Here is a 16,414-nt window from a genome sequence, read left to right as displayed (position 1 = left end):
ATATTGGCACTCAGAAGGTTTGAGTGCTAACAAGGTAGGTGATTGAGCTTGATTCCAGAAAGACCCCTCGAGGTCCTAAAAGCAATCGTGCAAGATTACATCCAGAGCAATGAGCCAGTTGGTTCCAAATCTTTAGTTGAGCGTCACTCCTTCGGAGTTTCCGCGGCCACCATTCGAAACGACATGGCGATTCTAGAAGAAGAAGAGCTTATTGCCGCCCCTCACACTTCCAGCGGTCGAGTCCCAACAGATAAGGGGTATCGCTTATTTGTTGATCGTCTAAACGAAGTAAAGCCAATTAGCAATGCTGAGCGCGCCGCAATTGAAGGCTTCATGTCAAAAAGTTCAGACCTTGACGAAACTCTTAGCCAAACAGCACGCTTACTTTCCCAGCTAACAAATGAAATTGCCCTGGTCCAGTATCCAAGCCTTGGCAAAGCATCCGTTAGACACGTTGAGCTCATCGCAATTGATGAAAAGCGACTTCTATTGATGCTTATTACTGACTCTGGTCGGATTCAGCAGCATGTTATGGAAGTAGCCTCAGGCTACGAAGCATCAGCGGTTGAAAAGCTTCGCAACTTTCTGAATGACAAGGTTGCCGGTAAGCCGCTTTCTCAAGTGAACAAGACACTTCGCGAATCTAAAGATGAGATCAGCGGACCACTGCAAGCACTTGCTAGCACTGTGATTCCAGAAGTTGCATTACTGGTTGACGCCAACAGCCAAGAAAAGATTTTGCTTGCCGGAACTTCCAACTTGGCAAAGCGCCAAGGGGAGTTTCCAGGAAGCATCTCACCGGTGCTAGAAGCCATTGAAGAACAGGTTGTTTTACTCAAGTTGATGTCCGAGATGCAGGCCGATCAACACGGAGTCTCACTAAGAATCGGTAGAGAGAACACTGTTGATGCACTGTCAAATACTTCAGTTTTGGTTTCTGGATACGAAAACCAGGGTAGCGAAGTAGCGAAGGTCGGGGTAATTGGTCCAACCAGAATGGACTACTCATCTAACATCGGTGCTGTTCGAGCGGTAGCCAGGTATCTCACGCAATCTCTTGGAGGACTCTAACTCTTGGCAGATCATTACGAGACTCTTGGCGTTTCCAGGAGCGCTTCTTCAGAGGAGATAAAAAAGGCATACCGAAAGTTAGCTCGTGAGCTACACCCAGATGTTAACAACGCAGACGATGCTCAAGAGCGCTTCAAGTTGGTAACTCACGCCTACGAAGTGTTAGGGGATGATCAAGCAAGGCGCAGATACGATTCCGGTGGTGACTCTCAGAGTTTTGGCTTTGGAGATATTTTTGAGACTTTCTTCGGTGGTGGGCAGCGTGGACCCCGCTCTAGAGCCGAACGTGGTCAGGATGCACTGCTTCGAGTTGAGCTAAGTTTCGAAGAAGCAATCTTTGGAGTTGAGAAGTCAATTCCGGTGGACACCGCTGTTTTATGCGATACCTGTAATGGAAGTTGTGCCAAGCCTGGCACCAGCCCAAGAGTTTGTGACATCTGCCACGGTAGTGGCCAGGTGCAAACTCAAGTTCGTTCACTGCTTGGTGCAATGGTCACCACAAGCCCATGCGGTTCTTGTCGCGGCTATGGCCACGTCATCCCAGAACCGTGTTTAGATTGCCGCGGCCAGGGAAGAGTGCGGGCAAGAAGAGATATCGAACTGAAAATTCCTGCTGGTGTTGAAGATGGAATCAGATTGCAACTTTCTGGCTCCGGTGAAGTTGGATTTGGCGGTGGACCGAGCGGGGATCTCTACGTTGATGTTTCTATTGCTCCGCATCAGCTTTTCGGAAGATCCGGCGACGAGTTAACTTGCGAGCTAGAACTGCCCCTTCATGAGGCAGCACTTGGAACTCTCGTAAAGATTAAGACTTTTGACGGGGAACTTGAATTGCAGATTCCAGCAGGTTCGCAAACTGGTGACACGGTCAGTGTCAAAGGGAAAGGATTTGGCAGGCTTCGCCAATCTGGCAGAGGCGATTTGGTTGTCACCCTTTCGGTAAAGATTCCAACCAAGTTGGACTCAAAGCAAAAGGAACTATTTAGAACATTGGCAGGATTGCGAAAAGCTGACACTGCCGGTCTTGTTCCTAGAAAGTCAGGCCCTTTCCAAGGTAGACGACGTGGTTGAGCCACTTTTTATTTCACCCATTGCATCTGACACCAAACCTGGTTCCAAAATCAAGATTGCCGGTGCCGAAGCAAAACACGCAATGTCGGTTCGCAGACTGCAAGTCGGAGAGGCCATTTCTGTTTCGGACGGACAGGGCCAAAAGGTTCGCGGCAAGGTTAGTCAACTCTCAAAGGAATTTCTAGAGCTAGATGTTGAATCGGTTCAAAACATTGAAAGGCCAAAGCCACAACTAGTTTTAGTGCAGGCTCTAGCCAAGGGAGATCGCGATGAAATGGCGGTGCAGGCATGCACCGAGCTTGGAATTCAAACCGTCATTCCTTGGCAGAGCGAAAGATCAGTTTCAATCTGGAAACCCGAAAAACAAGACAAGCACCGCCTTCGCTGGCAAACCATCGCAACCGAGGCTGCCAAGCAATCGCTTAGACCTTTTATCCCTGAGGTTGAGAAGGTTTTGGGCACTAGTGAACTGGTAGATCGCCTGAAGAATTTCGATCTGACGCTTGTTTTAGACCCAACATCCATCACCTCACTGACGAGTGTGCCAATCTTGGGACACCAGTCGATAGCTATCGTTGTCGGCCCAGAAGGCGGAATTAGCCCGCAAGAACTTGACCAGTTTCGCTCCGCCGGATTGAACCTGGTTGGTCTTGGAAGCGGCATTTTGAGAACTTCAACGGCTGGAGTAGCGGTAGTTTCCTACCTGCAAGCAACTCTTGGAAATTGGAGCTAGGGCTAGCTAAAACTAGACTGAAATACATGACAGAAGCTTCCTGCATCTTTTGCAAAATTGTCTCAGGTGATATCGCCTCAGACGTAATTGCAGAAACCACCAACACCTTGGCCTTTCGAGACATTGCCCCGTTGTCAAAGGTGCACCTGTTGGTGATTCCAAAAAAGCATTACAAGAATGTTGTTGAGCTTTCGGAAGCGTCACCAGCGGTATTGGGTGAGCTAATGTCACAGGCAATGTTACTGGCTCAAGAACACACCAATGGATCTTTCAAGTTACAGTTCAATACCGGCAGCGAAGCCGGTCAGACCATTTTTCATGCCCACGCTCACGTTTTATCAGATAAATCAAAGGACGGCTCTTGACATCATCCGAATCTAAAGATTCAAAAACTGTCGTAATAGAAATTTCCGGTGTTGACCCCATATTTGTGTTTGGGCCTGAAGACAAACTGCTTAGAACCATCGAGGAAAGCTTCCCCGATGTTCGCTTCACAGCTCGCGGCAACGAGATTGAGATTTCTGGACCTAGTTCATCTGTTGCTTTAGCCGAGCAGCGCTTGAGCCAGATTATTTCTGCTGTTTCTTCAGGGAGAGAAGTGACCCCAGCTGATCTGAAAAGAACCGAGCCCGATCTTCTCTCACAAAGCATCCTTAGCTCAAGAGGTAAGTCAATCAGGCCAAAAACCGCCGGTCAAAAAGAGTACGTCGAGTCAATTGATAAAAACACCATTGTTTTTGGAATTGGTCCGGCTGGAACCGGAAAGACCTACCTTGCCATGGCAAAGGCCGTGCAGGCTCTGCAGCGCAAGGAAGTTTCCAGAATCATCTTGACCAGGCCCGCTGTTGAAGCAGGAGAGCGCCTTGGTTTCCTACCCGGAACATTGAGCGAGAAAATCGACCCTTACCTAAGACCTTTATTTGATGCTCTTCACGAGATGCTGGACCCCGATGCAGTGCCAAAGATGATTGCCACCGGAACCATTGAGGTCGCGCCGCTTGCGTACATGCGAGGCCGAACACTGAATGACTCCTTCATTATTTTGGATGAAGCTCAAAACACCACAGCCGAGCAGATGAAGATGTTCCTGACTCGATTGGGTTTCAATTCAAAGATGGTTATCACAGGAGACATCACTCAAGTTGATCTGCAAGGGGGAGTATCGGGTTTACGAGTAGCCTCAAGAGTTCTTGCCAACGTTGATGACGTTCATTTTTCTCAAATGAGCTCCTCAGATGTCATTAGGCACCCACTAGTTGGAAAGATCGTAGATGCCTATGATCGAGCCGATGCCGCCAACCCCAAAAAGGCCAACTAGTTGAGTATTGAAATTAGTAACGAAACCGAATTTGCGATTGATGAAGTTCGGGTACTTAGACTTGCCGAGTTTGCCTTGGACCGCATGAAAATAGACCCAGCTGCTGAGTTAGCAATAATTTTTGTGGACGAACCCGCGATGGAGCAACTGCATTTGCAGTGGATGGATGAGTCAGGGCCAACTGATGTGCTCAGCTTTCCGATGGATGAGCTTCGCCCAGGAACAGAGTCGGAGCCAACACCACCTGGATTACTAGGTGACATTGTTATCTGCCCAACTGTCGCCCAAAAGCAAGCGGCAACCGCTGGCCATGAAACAATCAACGAGGTACTTCTTTTGACTACCCACGGAGTGCTGCATCTATTGGGCTTCGATCATGCGGAACCAGAAGAAGAACTTGAGATGTTTGGCATTCAGAAGTCCATATTGAAGGCCTACTACGAAAGCGAGAGCAGTCAACTTGTCGGAGAGTAATAGGTTCGCCTTTATCGGCAAAGTGTTTGCAAAAAAGCAGGTGGACGCCACCGAGGCCGAGGAGTATGAGCAAGACCTAATTGATTCAGTCGAGGACTTCTCAGAAACCATTACCCGCGAGGTAATGATTCCAAGAATTGACATCGCAACAATTACCGCCGAATCCAATCTGGATAGTGCAATGACCATGTTTTTACACAGCGGCTACTCTCGTCTCCCGGTTACTGGTAAGAACACAGATGACATCGTGGGAATCTTGTATCTAAAGGATGTCGCGAAGATTCTTCACGAAACCCCAAAGCTCATGTTTGAAAAATCCGCTGAGGACCTTGCCAGGTCGGCAATATTCATACCGGAGTCCAAGCCGCTTAAGGACCTTTTGCAGGACATGCAAAAAAGCTCCACTCACATAGCCATAGTGATTGATGAGTACGGCGGGGTAGCGGGACTTGTGACCATGGAAGACGTTATTGAAGAGCTAGTCGGTGACATCGCGGATGAGTATGACAAAGAGGTTCCTGATGTAGAAAAGCTCGCAGGGGACCTTTATCGGGTAAATGCTCGATTCTCGCTTTTTGAGCTCGGTGAACTACTTGAGCTAGAACTCGAAGACGATGACGTGGATTCGGTCGGGGGTTGGCTCACCAAGAGCCTAGGAGCTCTTCCAAAACTTGGTGATCAAATTGTGATTAGCGGACTTGAGTTGACCGCTGATCGCGTTGAAGGTCGAGCAAAGAGATTAGTAACTGTATTAGTGAGAGTATTGGCTGAACCAGATCCCGAGGAACTGTCAACTGATGAGTAATGAATTTCGCGCTGGGTTTGTGACATTCGTTGGTCGACCCAATGTCGGGAAATCAACTCTCACAAACGCCCTAGTCGGCGAAAAGATTGCCATCACGAGTGATAAACCGCAAACCACAAGAAAAGCCATTAGAGGTATTGCTCATCTCGAATCGGGACAACTAATCATTGTTGATACCCCTGGCCTTCATCGCCCAAGGACACTGCTTGGTGAAAGACTGAACGACCTAGTCGCTTCTACTCTTGGCGAGGTGGACGTAATAGGAATGTGTTTCCCAGCTGGTGACAAAATCGGTCCAGGAGATAAGTTCATAAACGAGCAGCTAAGTAGCTTTCCAAAAGCCAAGTGCGTCGCGATTGTCACTAAGAGCGAAACAGTTTCTAGAGAAGAACTAGCGAATCAACTGCTCGAGGTTTCTAAACTTCGTGACTGGAGCGAGATCATTCCAGTATCTGCAGTTGCCTGTTCTCAGCTAGATGAATTAGCCCAATTACTTGTTGGCATGATGCCGATCTCTGAAGAGCTTTACCCCAAGGAAACAATCACTGACGAGTCAATTGAGTCGAGAATCTGTGAGCTGATTCGGGAAGCATCCCTGGAAGGTGTTCGTCACGAGCTTCCGCACTCACTAGCGGTAACCATGGATGAGATGAAAAAACGAGAGAACTCTGAGCTAACTGACATTCACGCCAATATATTTGTTGAGCGTGACAGTCAAAAAGGTATTGTTCTTGGTAAGGGCGGTTCCCGTCTAAAAGACGTAGGCACCAGAGCCCGCAAGGAGATCGAGGCTCTTATTGGAGGGCCCGTGTTTCTGAGCCTCAGAGTGAAGATTGCTCACGAATGGCAGCGGGATCCAAAGCAGCTAGGAAAACTGGGCTTTTAAGTGTTAGCCTCTTTTGGTGTTCTCTGAGCTACTACTTAGTGGCCGCGGCGAGGCCTAACTAACGGCCTTCCTCGTCGCGGAGCTTTGTTATAGCCGACTCAGACAATTTTTAGGAGAACACAATTGCAAAACCAACAAAAACCTTCTTCGATGCCGGTTCATCGGTATAAACCCTTTCACGAGCAAATCAAGTTTGAGCTCCCGGATCGCACCTGGCCAACCAAGCGCATAGAAAAAACCCCACGCTGGTGTGCGGTAGATCTTAGAGACGGTAACCAGGCTCTGATTGATCCAATGTCCCCAGAGCGAAAACTAAAGATGTTCCAGCTGCTAGTTCGCATGGGCTACAAGGAAATCGAAGTGGGTTTCCCTTCGGCTAGCCAGACCGATTTCGACTTTGTTCGGGTGCTTGTAAACGATGGTCACATTCCAGAAGATGTCACGATTCAGGTTTTGACTCAAGCCAGGGATCACCTAATTGAACGAACTTACGAATCGCTTGTTGGAGCCAAGAACGTAATCGTGCACTTCTATAACTCGACTTCTGTCCTGCAGCGAAAAGTGGTTTTCAACCAAGACAAAGACGGCATCAAGAAAATTGCCTTGGACGCTGCCAAAAAATGCAAGTCACTAGAGCACATGCTCCCAGGAACCAATGTCTATTACGAGTATTCCCCGGAAAGCTACACCGGAACCGAATTGGAGTACGCACTTGAGGTTTGCAACGCGGTAATTGAGGAAATAGCACCGACTCCAGAACGGCAGATGGTTATTAATCTTCCTGCAACCGTGGAGATGACCACACCAAATGTTTACGCGGACTCAATTGAGTGGATGAGCAGAAAACTAGCTAAGCGCGAGAGCGTTATCTTGTCCCTGCACCCACACAATGACCGCGGAACCGCTATTGCCGCCGCCGAACTTGGATATATGGCTGGTGCCGACCGTATCGAGGGCTGCCTCTTTGGAAACGGGGAGAGAACCGGAAACGTTGATCTTGTAACCCTTGGATTGAATCTGTTTTCGCAGGGAATTGATCCACAGATTGATTTTGGAGACATCGACGAGATCAAGCGCACCGTTGAGTACTGTAACCAGCTGCCGGTTGCTGAACGCTCACCCTACGGTGGCGACTTGGTATACACCGCATTTTCTGGTTCGCACCAAGACGCCATCAAAAAAGGCTTTGAGGCGATGCAGAAAACCGCTACCGAAGCAGGCAAAGATATCTCTGAGCTTGAGTGGGCAGTGCCGTATCTTCCAATTGATCCGATGGATGTTGGAAGAAGCTACGAGGCGGTTATTCGCGTTAACTCTCAGTCGGGTAAGGGCGGCGTTGCCTACCTATTGAAATCCGACCACTCACTTGATCTTCCAAGAAAGCTCCAGATCGAGTTCTCTAGAGTGGTGCAAGGTCTTACCGACAGCGAAGGTGGCGAAATTAGCTCAGAGAAGCTTTGGGAAATTTTCCAAGACGAGTATCTACCGGCGCCTATGGAAAAGTCCGAGCTAAAGTGGGGTCGCTTTGAACTAAAGCGCATGAAAACCGAAAGCGAAATGGATGGCGAGCTAAAACTTCAGATTGTTTTGCGTGATGGCGACAAAGAAGTTAAGGCTTCCGGAACCGGAAACGGACCAATCTCTGCTTTCTTGGCAATCCTTGGTGCACAGGGCGTTGAGACCAGATTGCTTGACTACATCGAGCACACCATGAGCGCCGGGGGAGACGCCCAGGCCGCTTCATATATCGAGCTTGAGGTGGCGGGCAAGACCCTTTGGGGAGTTGGAATCGATTCTGACATCGCAACTTCTTCGCTCAAGGCAGTTATTTCGGGAGTAAATCGCGCCATACGTGCTTGAGAGAAGCTCTAGGTCGCTTGCTCGTTAGATACTGGTCTAGTGCCCGTTTATCGCGATGAAGCCGTTGTGCTTCGAACTCACAAGCTAGGCGAAGCTGACCGCATCGTCACTTTGCTATCGCGCTACCGCGGCCAAATCAGAGCGGTTGCAAAAGGTGTGCGCAGAACCGCCTCCAAGTTTGGCTCGAGACTAGAACCCTTTATGGTTGTCGATGCACAGTTTTACGAAGGCAAGAATCTAGACATCGTGAACCAGGTTGAAACAATCGGCTCCTACGGCGGATCAATCATCGACGACTACGGCGCCTTTACTGCAGCCAACGCAATGGTTGAAGCAGCCGAGCGGCTCACCATGGAGGAGTCTTCACCTCAGCAGTATCTTTTGTTGGTCGGAGCACTTCGTTCGCTTGCAACCAAAGAGCATGATTCATCGCTGATTCTTGATTCTTACCTGTTGCGTGCACTAGCTATTGCCGGTTGGGCACCAAGCTTTGATGACTGCGCGCGCTGTGACGCCAAGGGTCCACACACAGCTTTTGTGATGCAGGTCGGTTCTGTGGTTTGTCCAGAATGCAAGCCAATCGGTGCGATTTCACTATCACTTGAGACAACAGCGCTACTTGGCGCTTTGCTAGCTGGCGATTGGGAACTAGCAGAAGATTCCGCACCGGGCGCCAGAGCAAACGCATCGGGTATCGTAGCTGCGTATAGTCAGTGGCATATAGAGCGCGGACTTAAATCAATGCCGCACGTCGAAAGAGCATGATGGAGTTTCAGCCAGTAGCCAAAAAGGGCATCAAGGTTCCTAAGTTTTCTCAGGTGCCCAAGCACATCGCGATCGTGATGGATGGAAATGGTCGCTGGGCAAATAAGCGAGGACTTCCAAGAGTCGAAGGGCACAAAGCCGGTGAGGCAGCACTTCTTGATGTGGTAGCTGGAGCCATCGAGGCTGGCGTTTCGGAGCTATCTGTTTTTGCTTTCTCTACTGAGAACTGGAAACGATCCCCTGAAGAAGTGCGCTTTCTAATGGGGTTCAACAAAGAGGTACTTAGAGATCGTCGGGACCAGCTAAATAACTGGGGCGTAAAAGTTCGCTGGGTTGGCAGAAGACCAAAGCTTTGGGCCAGCGTTATTGACGAGCTAGAAGAAGCGCAGCGAATGACTAAGAAGAACAAGGTGCTTACTTTGACGATGTGCGTGAACTACGGTTCACGCATTGAGATTGTGGACACCGTAAACGAGATCACGCAGCTGGTTGCTAAAAAGAAACTCAAAGCTGGATCTATCACTGAGAAGAGTTTTGGCAAACTGCTCTCAACTAACCCACTCAAAGACGTTGACCTATTTGTTAGATCCTCGGGCGAGAAGCGCATGTCAAACTTCTTGCTCTGGCAAAGTGCCTACGCTGAGCTCGTATTTAGTGAAGTGCTCTGGCCAGATTTTGACCGCCAAGAGCTCTGGCGGGCCATTGAGCAGTACTCGACCAGAGCGCGCCGCTTCGGGGCTGCAATCGATAGCCCTAAGGGCTAACTAGCCAACTAAACTGGGGTTCAGCCTTAGTTCAGGCTTTAACTGTTTATTTGGAGTTCAAATTGGCCACCACAAATCGTCTAGATTCGGCAATTGCCCTCGCTAAGCGCAGAGGCTTTGTTTTCCCAGCCGGAGAAATCTATGGTGGTACCCGTTCAGCTTGGGATTATGGACCACTTGGAGTTGAACTCAAAGAAAACATCAAGCGTCAGTGGTGGCGCTCTGTTGTAAACAGCCGTGAGGACGTGGTTGGACTAGATTCCTCAGTAATCTTGCCAAGAAAAGTTTGGGAAGCATCGGGACACGTAAAAGAGTTTGTTGATCCACTAATTGAGTGCACCAGTTGCAACAAAAGATTCCGCCAGGATCACCTTGAGGAAGCTTTTGAAGAGAAGAAGGGCCGTGCTCCGGAGTCCATGAAGGACATCGCTTGCCCTAACTGTGGCACGAGGGATGCCTGGACTGAACCCAAGCAATTCAACGGCCTACTAAAGACCCACCTGGGACCAGTGGAAGATGAATCTGGAATGCACTACCTCAGGCCAGAAACCGCTCAGGGAATCTTCGTGAACTTTGCCAACGTCCTAGGAGCGGCTCGCATGAAGCCGCCATTTGGAATTGGTCAAATCGGAAAGAGCTTCCGTAACGAGATCACCCCTGGGAACTTTATTTTTAGAACTCGCGAATTTGAACAAATGGAAATGGAATTCTTTGTTCAACCAGGAACCGATGAAACCTGGCACGAGTACTGGATTCAAGAGCGCTTCAACTGGTACGTAAATCTTGGAATCAATCCTGAAAACCTTAGGTTGTTCGAGCACCCGAAGGAAAAGCTTTCGCACTATTCCAAGCGCACAGTAGACATCGAATACCGCTTTGGTTTCCCCGGAAGCGAATTTGGTGAACTTGAAGGAGTCGCTAACCGAACTGACTTTGACCTAGCAACTCACGCAAGAGAATCGGGTGTTGACCTTAGCTACTTCGATCAGAGCATCAATGAGCGCTGGACGCCTTATGTTATCGAGCCAGCAGCCGGTCTAACTAGATCCCTTATGGCGTTCTTAGTCGACGCCTACGCCGAAGATGAAGCGCCAAATACTAAAGGTGGTGTGGATGTAAGAACCGTGCTGCGTTTGGACTACAGATTGGCACCGGTGAAGGCGGCCGTGCTTCCACTTTCTCGGAATGAAGACCTTTCACCAGTTGCCAGAAAACTAGCCAACGATCTGCGTGAGAGCTGGAACATTGACTTTGACGATTCAGGGGCAATCGGGCGACGCTATCGCAGGCAAGATGAAATTGGAACTCCTTTTTGCATCACTGTTGATTTTGACTCCTTGCAGGATCAGGCAGTGACTGTGCGCGAGCGAGACAGCATGGAACAGCAGCGAGTTTCCTTAGACAAGCTAAAGGGTTACCTGGCTGAGAAGTTGGTCTAATCATTCATGCAGGCACAAACTAAACCGGCTTTGAGCTATGGCAACATAGCGATTGATGTGCCGGTAGTACTTGCTCCAATGGCTGGCATCACAAACACCGCTTACCGAAGACTCTGCCAAGGATTTGGCGGAGGACTCTACGTTTCGGAAATGGTTACTTCTAGGGCCCTTGTGGAGCGAACTGAAGAGTCCATGAGACTAATTGGTCACCACGAGAGTGAAAAGGTTCGCTCCGTGCAGTTATACGGGGTTGATCCTAAAACCATCGCAGATGCAGTCACCATGCTGGTCTCTGAAGATCGCGCCGACCACATCGATCTAAACTTTGGCTGCCCAGTTCCAAAAGTAACCCGGAAAGGTGGCGGGGCAGCCCTTCCTTGGAAGCAAGATCTTTTCCAAGCGATTGTCCAGAGTGCCGTGAAGGCTGCTGGGAATATCCCAGTGACAGTCAAGATGCGAAAGGGTATCGACGCCGATCACCTGACTTTCTTAGAATCCGGAAAAGCCGCAAGGGATGCCGGGGTAGCGGCAGTTGCCCTGCATGGTCGAACCGCTGCTGACTACTACTCTGGCAAAGCTGACTGGGATGCGATTGCGGAACTCAGGGCAGCTTTACCCGATGTGCAAGTTCTTGGAAATGGAGACATCTGGTCTGCGCAGGACGCCGTAAACATGATGAAGCAAACCGGTGTTGATGGGGTGGTTGTTGGTAGAGGATGTCTTGGAAGGCCCTGGCTTTTTGCAGATTTGGAAAATGCCTTCCGCTCTTATCTTGAGAACCCAAATGCCAAAGTTAATTACTCGCAGGTTCAACCAAACTTGGGCGAGGTGGCAGACGCCTTCAAAAAGCATGCGGAACTTCTTGTTGAGTTTTTCGGTGATGAACTACGTGCCTGCAGGGATATCAGAAAGCACGTTGCTTGGTATTTCAAGGGTTACCCAGTTGGAGGATCCTTACGAGCGGCTCTTGCAAGCGTTGAAACCCTGACCCACATGGATGAACTTCTTGGAACTTTAGATCGCAGCATGCCATACCCAGGAGACGAGGCCGAGGGTCCAAGAGGAAGAGCCGGGGGAATGAAGAGCTGCGCTTTGCCAGAGCACTGGTTGGATTCGAGAGAGCTTGGCGACTCCGCGAGGCTTTCGCTACTTGAGGCCGAACTAAATGTTTCGGGTGGCTAAATGATTAGCCGAGGCTATCAAGAATCAGATCAAGAACGATTTGTTGCAGAAGATCGCTCGGGCTCAATCAAACGAGGAGAATTCGCAAGGGACCGAGCCAGAGTTTTGCACTCCTCTGCTCTTCGAAGACTCGGCGCTAAAACTCAGGTACTTTCGCCTTCGAATGGTGATTTTGCCAGAACCAGGCTTACCCACTCGCTTGAGGTTGCTCAAGTGGGTCGTGAGATGGCTCAAGAACTAGGCATTGATCCAGACGTAGTTGATACGGCTTGCTTGGCTCACGATTTGGGACACCCTCCCTTTGGACACAATGGCGAAGCAGCACTAAACGAATGGTCTAAAGACTTCGGGGGATTCGAAGGCAACGCCCAAACCCTAAGACTGCTATCTCGAATCGAACCAAAAGTATTTGATGCCAACGGAAAAAGCCGCGGTCTCAACCTCACTCGCGCAGCGTTGGATGCATCGTGTAAATACCCGTGGGCAAGAGAATCAGGGCAAGCAGAAACCGGCGGAGATTTCTCGGTGAAATTTGGTTACTACCAGGACGACAAAGATGTCTTTGAATTCTTAAGAGCCGGTGCAACACCAATGCGTAAGTGCATTGAAGCCGAGGTTATGGATTTTGCTGATGACGTCGCATACTCTGTTCACGACTTCGAGGATGCGATTGTCTCGGGATACGTGAATCTAGCCGAGATCAATTCGACAGCTTCTGATGCTGAACTGATTCAAAAAATTGCTCAGTGGGATGGGTCTGATTTGGCTAGTTCAGATTTTGAATCGGCTCTTGCTAGGTTGCGCTCAAATAGTTATTGGCTGTCAAATCACAGTGGTGAAATGAAAGATCAGGCAACCCTCAAGAACCTAACGAGCGCTCTGATTGGCTCATTTGTTAGAAGAACCACAGACCAAACAGAATTAGCAAACGCTTCCGAGCATTTAGTTAGATACCAGGGAGCTCTGTTGGTTCCATCAGAAGTTAGAGCTGAGATAGCAGTTCTCAAAGGAATAGTTTCTGCCTATTTGATGTCGGATGAGAAAAGGCAGCCTTATTACCAGTGGCAAAGAGCAATTCTCTCAGAGCTAGCAGATGCGCTGCTAGCAGCCAATGGCAAGCACCTAGACACTTACTGCGCTAGTGCTTGGCAGGATGCTACCTCGCAGGAGCAAAAACACCGTGTGGTTGTTGACCAAGTGGCATCACTTACTGACGTATCTGCACTTAGCATGCACCACGAACTAGTGACTAAATAGGATTATCAAGTGGCCGGAAAAATTAGCGCGAGAGACATCGAGGAAGTAAAAGCTCGAGTAAACATCGCCGATGTAATTGGCGGATACGTTGCTCTAAAGCCAGCTAGCGCGGGTAGCCTAAAGGGGCTCTGCCCGTTTCATCAGGAGAAGTCACCGTCATTTAATGTCAGGCCCCTGCAGGGCTTCTATCACTGCTTTGGTTGCGGCGCCGGCGGCGATGTGTACAAGTTTTTGCAGGAGATGGAATCACTTAGCTTTTACGAAGCGGTTGAGAATCTTGCACAAAAAGCCAGCTACACCCTTACCTACGAAGCTGGCTCAAACGCCCCAGACCAGGGACAAAAAGCAAGAATCTATGAAGCAAATCTTGCTGCTTCCAAATACTTTGTCGAGCAACTAGGAGCCGATGCGGCAACTACCGGCCGAGACTTCTTGAAATCGCGTGGTTTCGATAAATCAGCTGCCGAAACTTTTGGGGTGGGCTTTGCGCCAAAGGGTTGGAACAATCTGGTTGATCACCTCAAGACGTTGGGTTTCACCGAGGATGAGTTAGTGCTCGCCTCGCTGGCCTCCAGGGGAGAGCGCGGTCTTTACGACAAGTTCCGCGGAAGACTAATTTGGCCAATTAGAGACACGTCTAACCAGGTGATTGGTTTTGGAGCTAGAAAACTATTTGATGATGACCAGGGGCCCAAGTATCTAAACACTTCAGAAACTCCGGTGTATCACAAGTCAGCGGTGCTGTATGGAATTGATCTAGCTAAAAAGGAAATCTCCAAGTCACAAAAGGTAGTTGTAGTTGAGGGATATACCGACGTGATGGCTTGCCACCTAGCTGGAGTCACCAACGCGGTTGCTACCTGTGGCACTGCTTTTGGAGATGAGCACATCAGGATCTTGAATCGCATGCTTTCGGCAAATGTGGATATTCCTGCAGAAGTGATTTTCACTTTTGATCCAGACGAAGCTGGTCAAAAAGCAGCCATGCGCGCTTTCGCAGACGCCGAAAAGTTCCACGCCAACAGCTTCATAGCGGTTGGACCAGATGGCCTAGACCCTTCTGATCTCCGGGTGCAAAAAGGCGATGAAGCCGTGCAGCTGATGATCGAAAGCAAAAAGCCCATCTATGAGTTTGCTATCAAGCAGAAACTAAAAAACTTTGACCTATCCAGCGTGGAAGGTCGAGTTGGTGCCGCCAGGGCAGCTGCTAGCGTCATTGCAACCATTCGGGACTCTGCAATGCGTTCTGTTTACCTTCGAGAAGTGGCCAACTGGGTAAATCTTGATGTTTCGGAAGTCAGCGCATTGGTAGAGCGAGCTATCAAGGACAAGGTTGTAGCGGCTGTAGCTCCAATGCGACAAGACATTGCCGCAGAGCCTGCTGTGCAAGCATTCGAAGAACCAGATCTTCGAGACCCCACTATTCGATTCGAGCGACAGTTACTAGAGGTCCTAATTCAGCACCCATCAGAGATTGAAGACGATAAATTCCTCGAACTAGTTTCAGGAGATTTTCTAGCAAAGGTGCATGCATTGCTTGCCTCAGCTCTTTTGGCGAATACCGCACACCGCAAAGACTCAACCTGGTTGGTAAAGCTCTCAGAGTCGCTTGACCCAGCGCTTCATCAGATCCTTCGGGCGATGGCCGCAACATCTCTACCGGCGAGTACCCCTGAAGAGCTCAAGCGCTATATCGATGGCGTTGCGGTTAGTGGTTTTATAAACCTGCTCACTAGGCAGAAGCTTTCCTTGCAAGCCGTTCTTCGTCAAACCGAACCATCGGATTCGGCCAAGATTTCTGAAATCCAAAAAGAGCTTATGGATATCGAACAACGGAGACGGGCGCTTCAAGGTGGCTAACAATTTTGTGGCAATCGAGCCAAAGAGCTTTCCGGAGTACGAAAAAGCTTTGGAACTAGGCGGTGCGAAGCTCTCTTCGATGGGGCCGGAAGTTCGTGGCCTGGTCTGGACGGATTACTCTTCCCCCGCAGCACTCGGTGAATTGATTGGTAGCAACCCCCAGTTGGAATGGGTGCAGTTACCATTTGCTGGAGTTGATGCATTCGCTGAGCAATTAGACAAAAACGTTTTGTTCACTAGCGCTAAAGGAGCCTATAGGGAGCCGGTAGCTGAGCATGCCCTAATGCTTGCTTTGGCTCTTGGTCGAAAGCTTCCCATTCGCATCAAGGCTTCCAGTTGGGGTAAGCGTGAAGCCTTTAGTTTCTATGATTCAAAAGTTTTGCTCATTGGTGCTGGCGGAATATCAGATGAGCTCACAAAGCTTCTTGTGCCATTTAGGGCTGAGATAACTGTGGTGAGAAACAACGCTGAGCTACCCTTCTCTGGTGCAAAAAAGGTAGCGGGGCTGGAAAAACTGGATAGCTTGATTCCAGAAGCTGATCTTGTGATTGTGACCTGCGCTTTGACAGAGAAAACTCGCGGGTTAATTAATTACCAACGGCTATCGTTTTTCAAGCCGACTGCCTATCTTGTTAATGTAGCCAGAGGACCAATTGTGGTTAGCGATGATCTAGTTCGAGCGTTGGATGACGGTCTTCTAGCCGGGGCCGGGTTAGATGTAACCGACCCTGAACCGCTTCCAGATGGGCACGGCTTTTTTGGCCGTGATGACCTGATTCTGACGCCTCATACCGCTGACACCAAGGAAATAGTCACCAGGCTATTTGCAACCCGAATTGAGCAGAACGTGAAGGCTTTTTTGGGTAACGGTGCCTGGGTGGGCGAGGTTAGCGCATCCTTGGGCTACTGATATAGCAAGGCCCCATTTT

The 16,414-nt window shown here is 49.4% G+C and carries 16 protein-coding genes; all 16 read left to right on the top strand.

Annotated features, from left to right (window positions below; all coding sequences use genetic code 11):
• Positions 1-48 precede the first annotated feature (48 nt).
• The 16 genes from hrcA to AC9UES_RS01100 all read left to right on the top strand — a co-directional run bounded on the left by hrcA (position 49) and on the right by AC9UES_RS01100 (position 16,395).
• A complete protein-coding gene (gene hrcA / locus AC9UES_RS01175; RefSeq protein WP_509525881.1) occupies positions 49-1,071 on the top strand; it encodes a heat-inducible transcriptional repressor HrcA in 1,023 nt (340 codons plus the stop codon).
• 3 nt (positions 1,072-1,074) lie between these two features.
• Positions 1,075-2,142 carry a molecular chaperone DnaJ gene (gene dnaJ / locus AC9UES_RS01170; RefSeq protein WP_509525878.1) on the top strand — a complete coding sequence of 356 codons (1,068 nt, stop codon included), beginning with the start codon at positions 1,075-1,077 and terminating at the stop codon, positions 2,140-2,142.
• Positions 2,135-2,875: a 16S rRNA (uracil(1498)-N(3))-methyltransferase gene (locus AC9UES_RS01165; RefSeq protein WP_509525876.1), complete on the top strand. Its 741-nt coding sequence runs from the start codon at positions 2,135-2,137 to the stop codon at positions 2,873-2,875. The genes dnaJ and AC9UES_RS01165 overlap by 8 nt, the downstream gene beginning before the upstream one ends.
• Positions 2,876-2,901: 26 nt before the next feature.
• Positions 2,902-3,240 (top strand): HIT domain-containing protein, encoded by a 339-nt coding sequence (locus AC9UES_RS01160; protein ID WP_509525873.1) that lies wholly within the window; start codon positions 2,902-2,904, stop codon positions 3,238-3,240.
• Positions 3,237-4,193 (top strand): PhoH family protein, encoded by a 957-nt coding sequence (locus AC9UES_RS01155; protein ID WP_509525871.1) that lies wholly within the window; start codon positions 3,237-3,239, stop codon positions 4,191-4,193. Before AC9UES_RS01160 ends, AC9UES_RS01155 begins: the two co-directional genes overlap by 4 nt.
• Complete coding sequence (gene ybeY / locus AC9UES_RS01150; protein ID WP_509525868.1) at positions 4,194-4,667, top strand: rRNA maturation RNase YbeY; 474 nt, start codon at positions 4,194-4,196, stop codon at positions 4,665-4,667.
• Complete coding sequence (locus AC9UES_RS01145; protein WP_509525866.1) at positions 4,654-5,472, top strand: hemolysin family protein; 819 nt, start codon at positions 4,654-4,656, stop codon at positions 5,470-5,472. The genes ybeY and AC9UES_RS01145 overlap by 14 nt, the downstream gene beginning before the upstream one ends.
• Positions 5,465-6,358, top strand: a complete 894-nt coding sequence (gene era, locus AC9UES_RS01140) for a GTPase Era (protein WP_509525863.1) — start codon at positions 5,465-5,467, stop codon at positions 6,356-6,358. The genes AC9UES_RS01145 and era overlap by 8 nt, the downstream gene beginning before the upstream one ends.
• Before the next feature lie 123 nt (positions 6,359-6,481).
• Positions 6,482-8,218, top strand: coding sequence for a 2-isopropylmalate synthase (leuA, locus tag AC9UES_RS01135; RefSeq protein ID WP_509525860.1), 1,737 nt, complete (start codon positions 6,482-6,484; stop codon positions 8,216-8,218).
• 39 nt (positions 8,219-8,257) lie between these two features.
• Positions 8,258-8,983: a DNA repair protein RecO gene (gene recO / locus AC9UES_RS01130; RefSeq protein WP_509525858.1), complete on the top strand. Its 726-nt coding sequence runs from the start codon at positions 8,258-8,260 to the stop codon at positions 8,981-8,983.
• Positions 8,980-9,747, top strand: coding sequence for an isoprenyl transferase (locus AC9UES_RS01125; protein ID WP_509525856.1), 768 nt, complete (start codon positions 8,980-8,982; stop codon positions 9,745-9,747). The genes recO and AC9UES_RS01125 overlap by 4 nt, the downstream gene beginning before the upstream one ends.
• A gap of 62 nt (positions 9,748-9,809) precedes the next feature.
• Positions 9,810-11,186, top strand: a complete 1,377-nt coding sequence (locus tag AC9UES_RS01120; protein ID WP_509525854.1) for a glycine--tRNA ligase — start codon at positions 9,810-9,812, stop codon at positions 11,184-11,186.
• Between the two features lie 6 nt (positions 11,187-11,192).
• Positions 11,193-12,368 (top strand): tRNA dihydrouridine synthase DusB, encoded by a 1,176-nt coding sequence (gene dusB, locus AC9UES_RS01115; protein WP_509525852.1) that lies wholly within the window; start codon positions 11,193-11,195, stop codon positions 12,366-12,368.
• Complete coding sequence (locus AC9UES_RS01110) at positions 12,369-13,625, top strand: deoxyguanosinetriphosphate triphosphohydrolase (protein ID WP_509525850.1); 1,257 nt, start codon at positions 12,369-12,371, stop codon at positions 13,623-13,625.
• A gap of 9 nt (positions 13,626-13,634) precedes the next feature.
• A complete protein-coding gene (gene dnaG, locus AC9UES_RS01105; protein ID WP_509525847.1) occupies positions 13,635-15,485 on the top strand; it encodes a DNA primase in 1,851 nt (616 codons plus the stop codon).
• Positions 15,478-16,395 carry an NAD(P)-dependent oxidoreductase gene (locus tag AC9UES_RS01100; RefSeq protein WP_509525844.1) on the top strand — a complete coding sequence of 306 codons (918 nt, stop codon included), beginning with the start codon at positions 15,478-15,480 and terminating at the stop codon, positions 16,393-16,395. Before dnaG ends, AC9UES_RS01100 begins: the two co-directional genes overlap by 8 nt.
• Positions 16,396-16,414 lie beyond the last annotated feature (19 nt).

Source organism: Rhodoluna sp., from assembly GCF_044232805.1.
In the GTDB taxonomy this organism is placed as follows: Bacteria; Actinomycetota; Actinomycetes; order Actinomycetales; family Microbacteriaceae; genus Rhodoluna.
The sequence above is the reverse complement of the archived record's forward strand: the minus strand, read 5'-3'. Positions and strand labels throughout refer to the sequence as shown.

What these genes read in the sequence shown, in the direction of transcription:
- dusB (WP_509525852.1), top strand. Translation starts at nt 11,193, where the DNA reads ATGCAGGCACAAACTAAACCGGCTTTGAGCTATGGCAACATAGCGATT.
- AC9UES_RS01125 (WP_509525856.1), top strand. Translation starts at nt 8,980, where the DNA reads ATGATGGAGTTTCAGCCAGTAGCCAAAAAGGGCATCAAGGTTCCTAAG.
- era (WP_509525863.1), top strand. Translation starts at nt 5,465, where the DNA reads ATGAGTAATGAATTTCGCGCTGGGTTTGTGACATTCGTTGGTCGACCC.
- AC9UES_RS01160 (WP_509525873.1), top strand. Translation starts at nt 2,902, where the DNA reads ATGACAGAAGCTTCCTGCATCTTTTGCAAAATTGTCTCAGGTGATATC.
- AC9UES_RS01110 (WP_509525850.1), top strand. Translation starts at nt 12,369, where the DNA reads ATGATTAGCCGAGGCTATCAAGAATCAGATCAAGAACGATTTGTTGCA.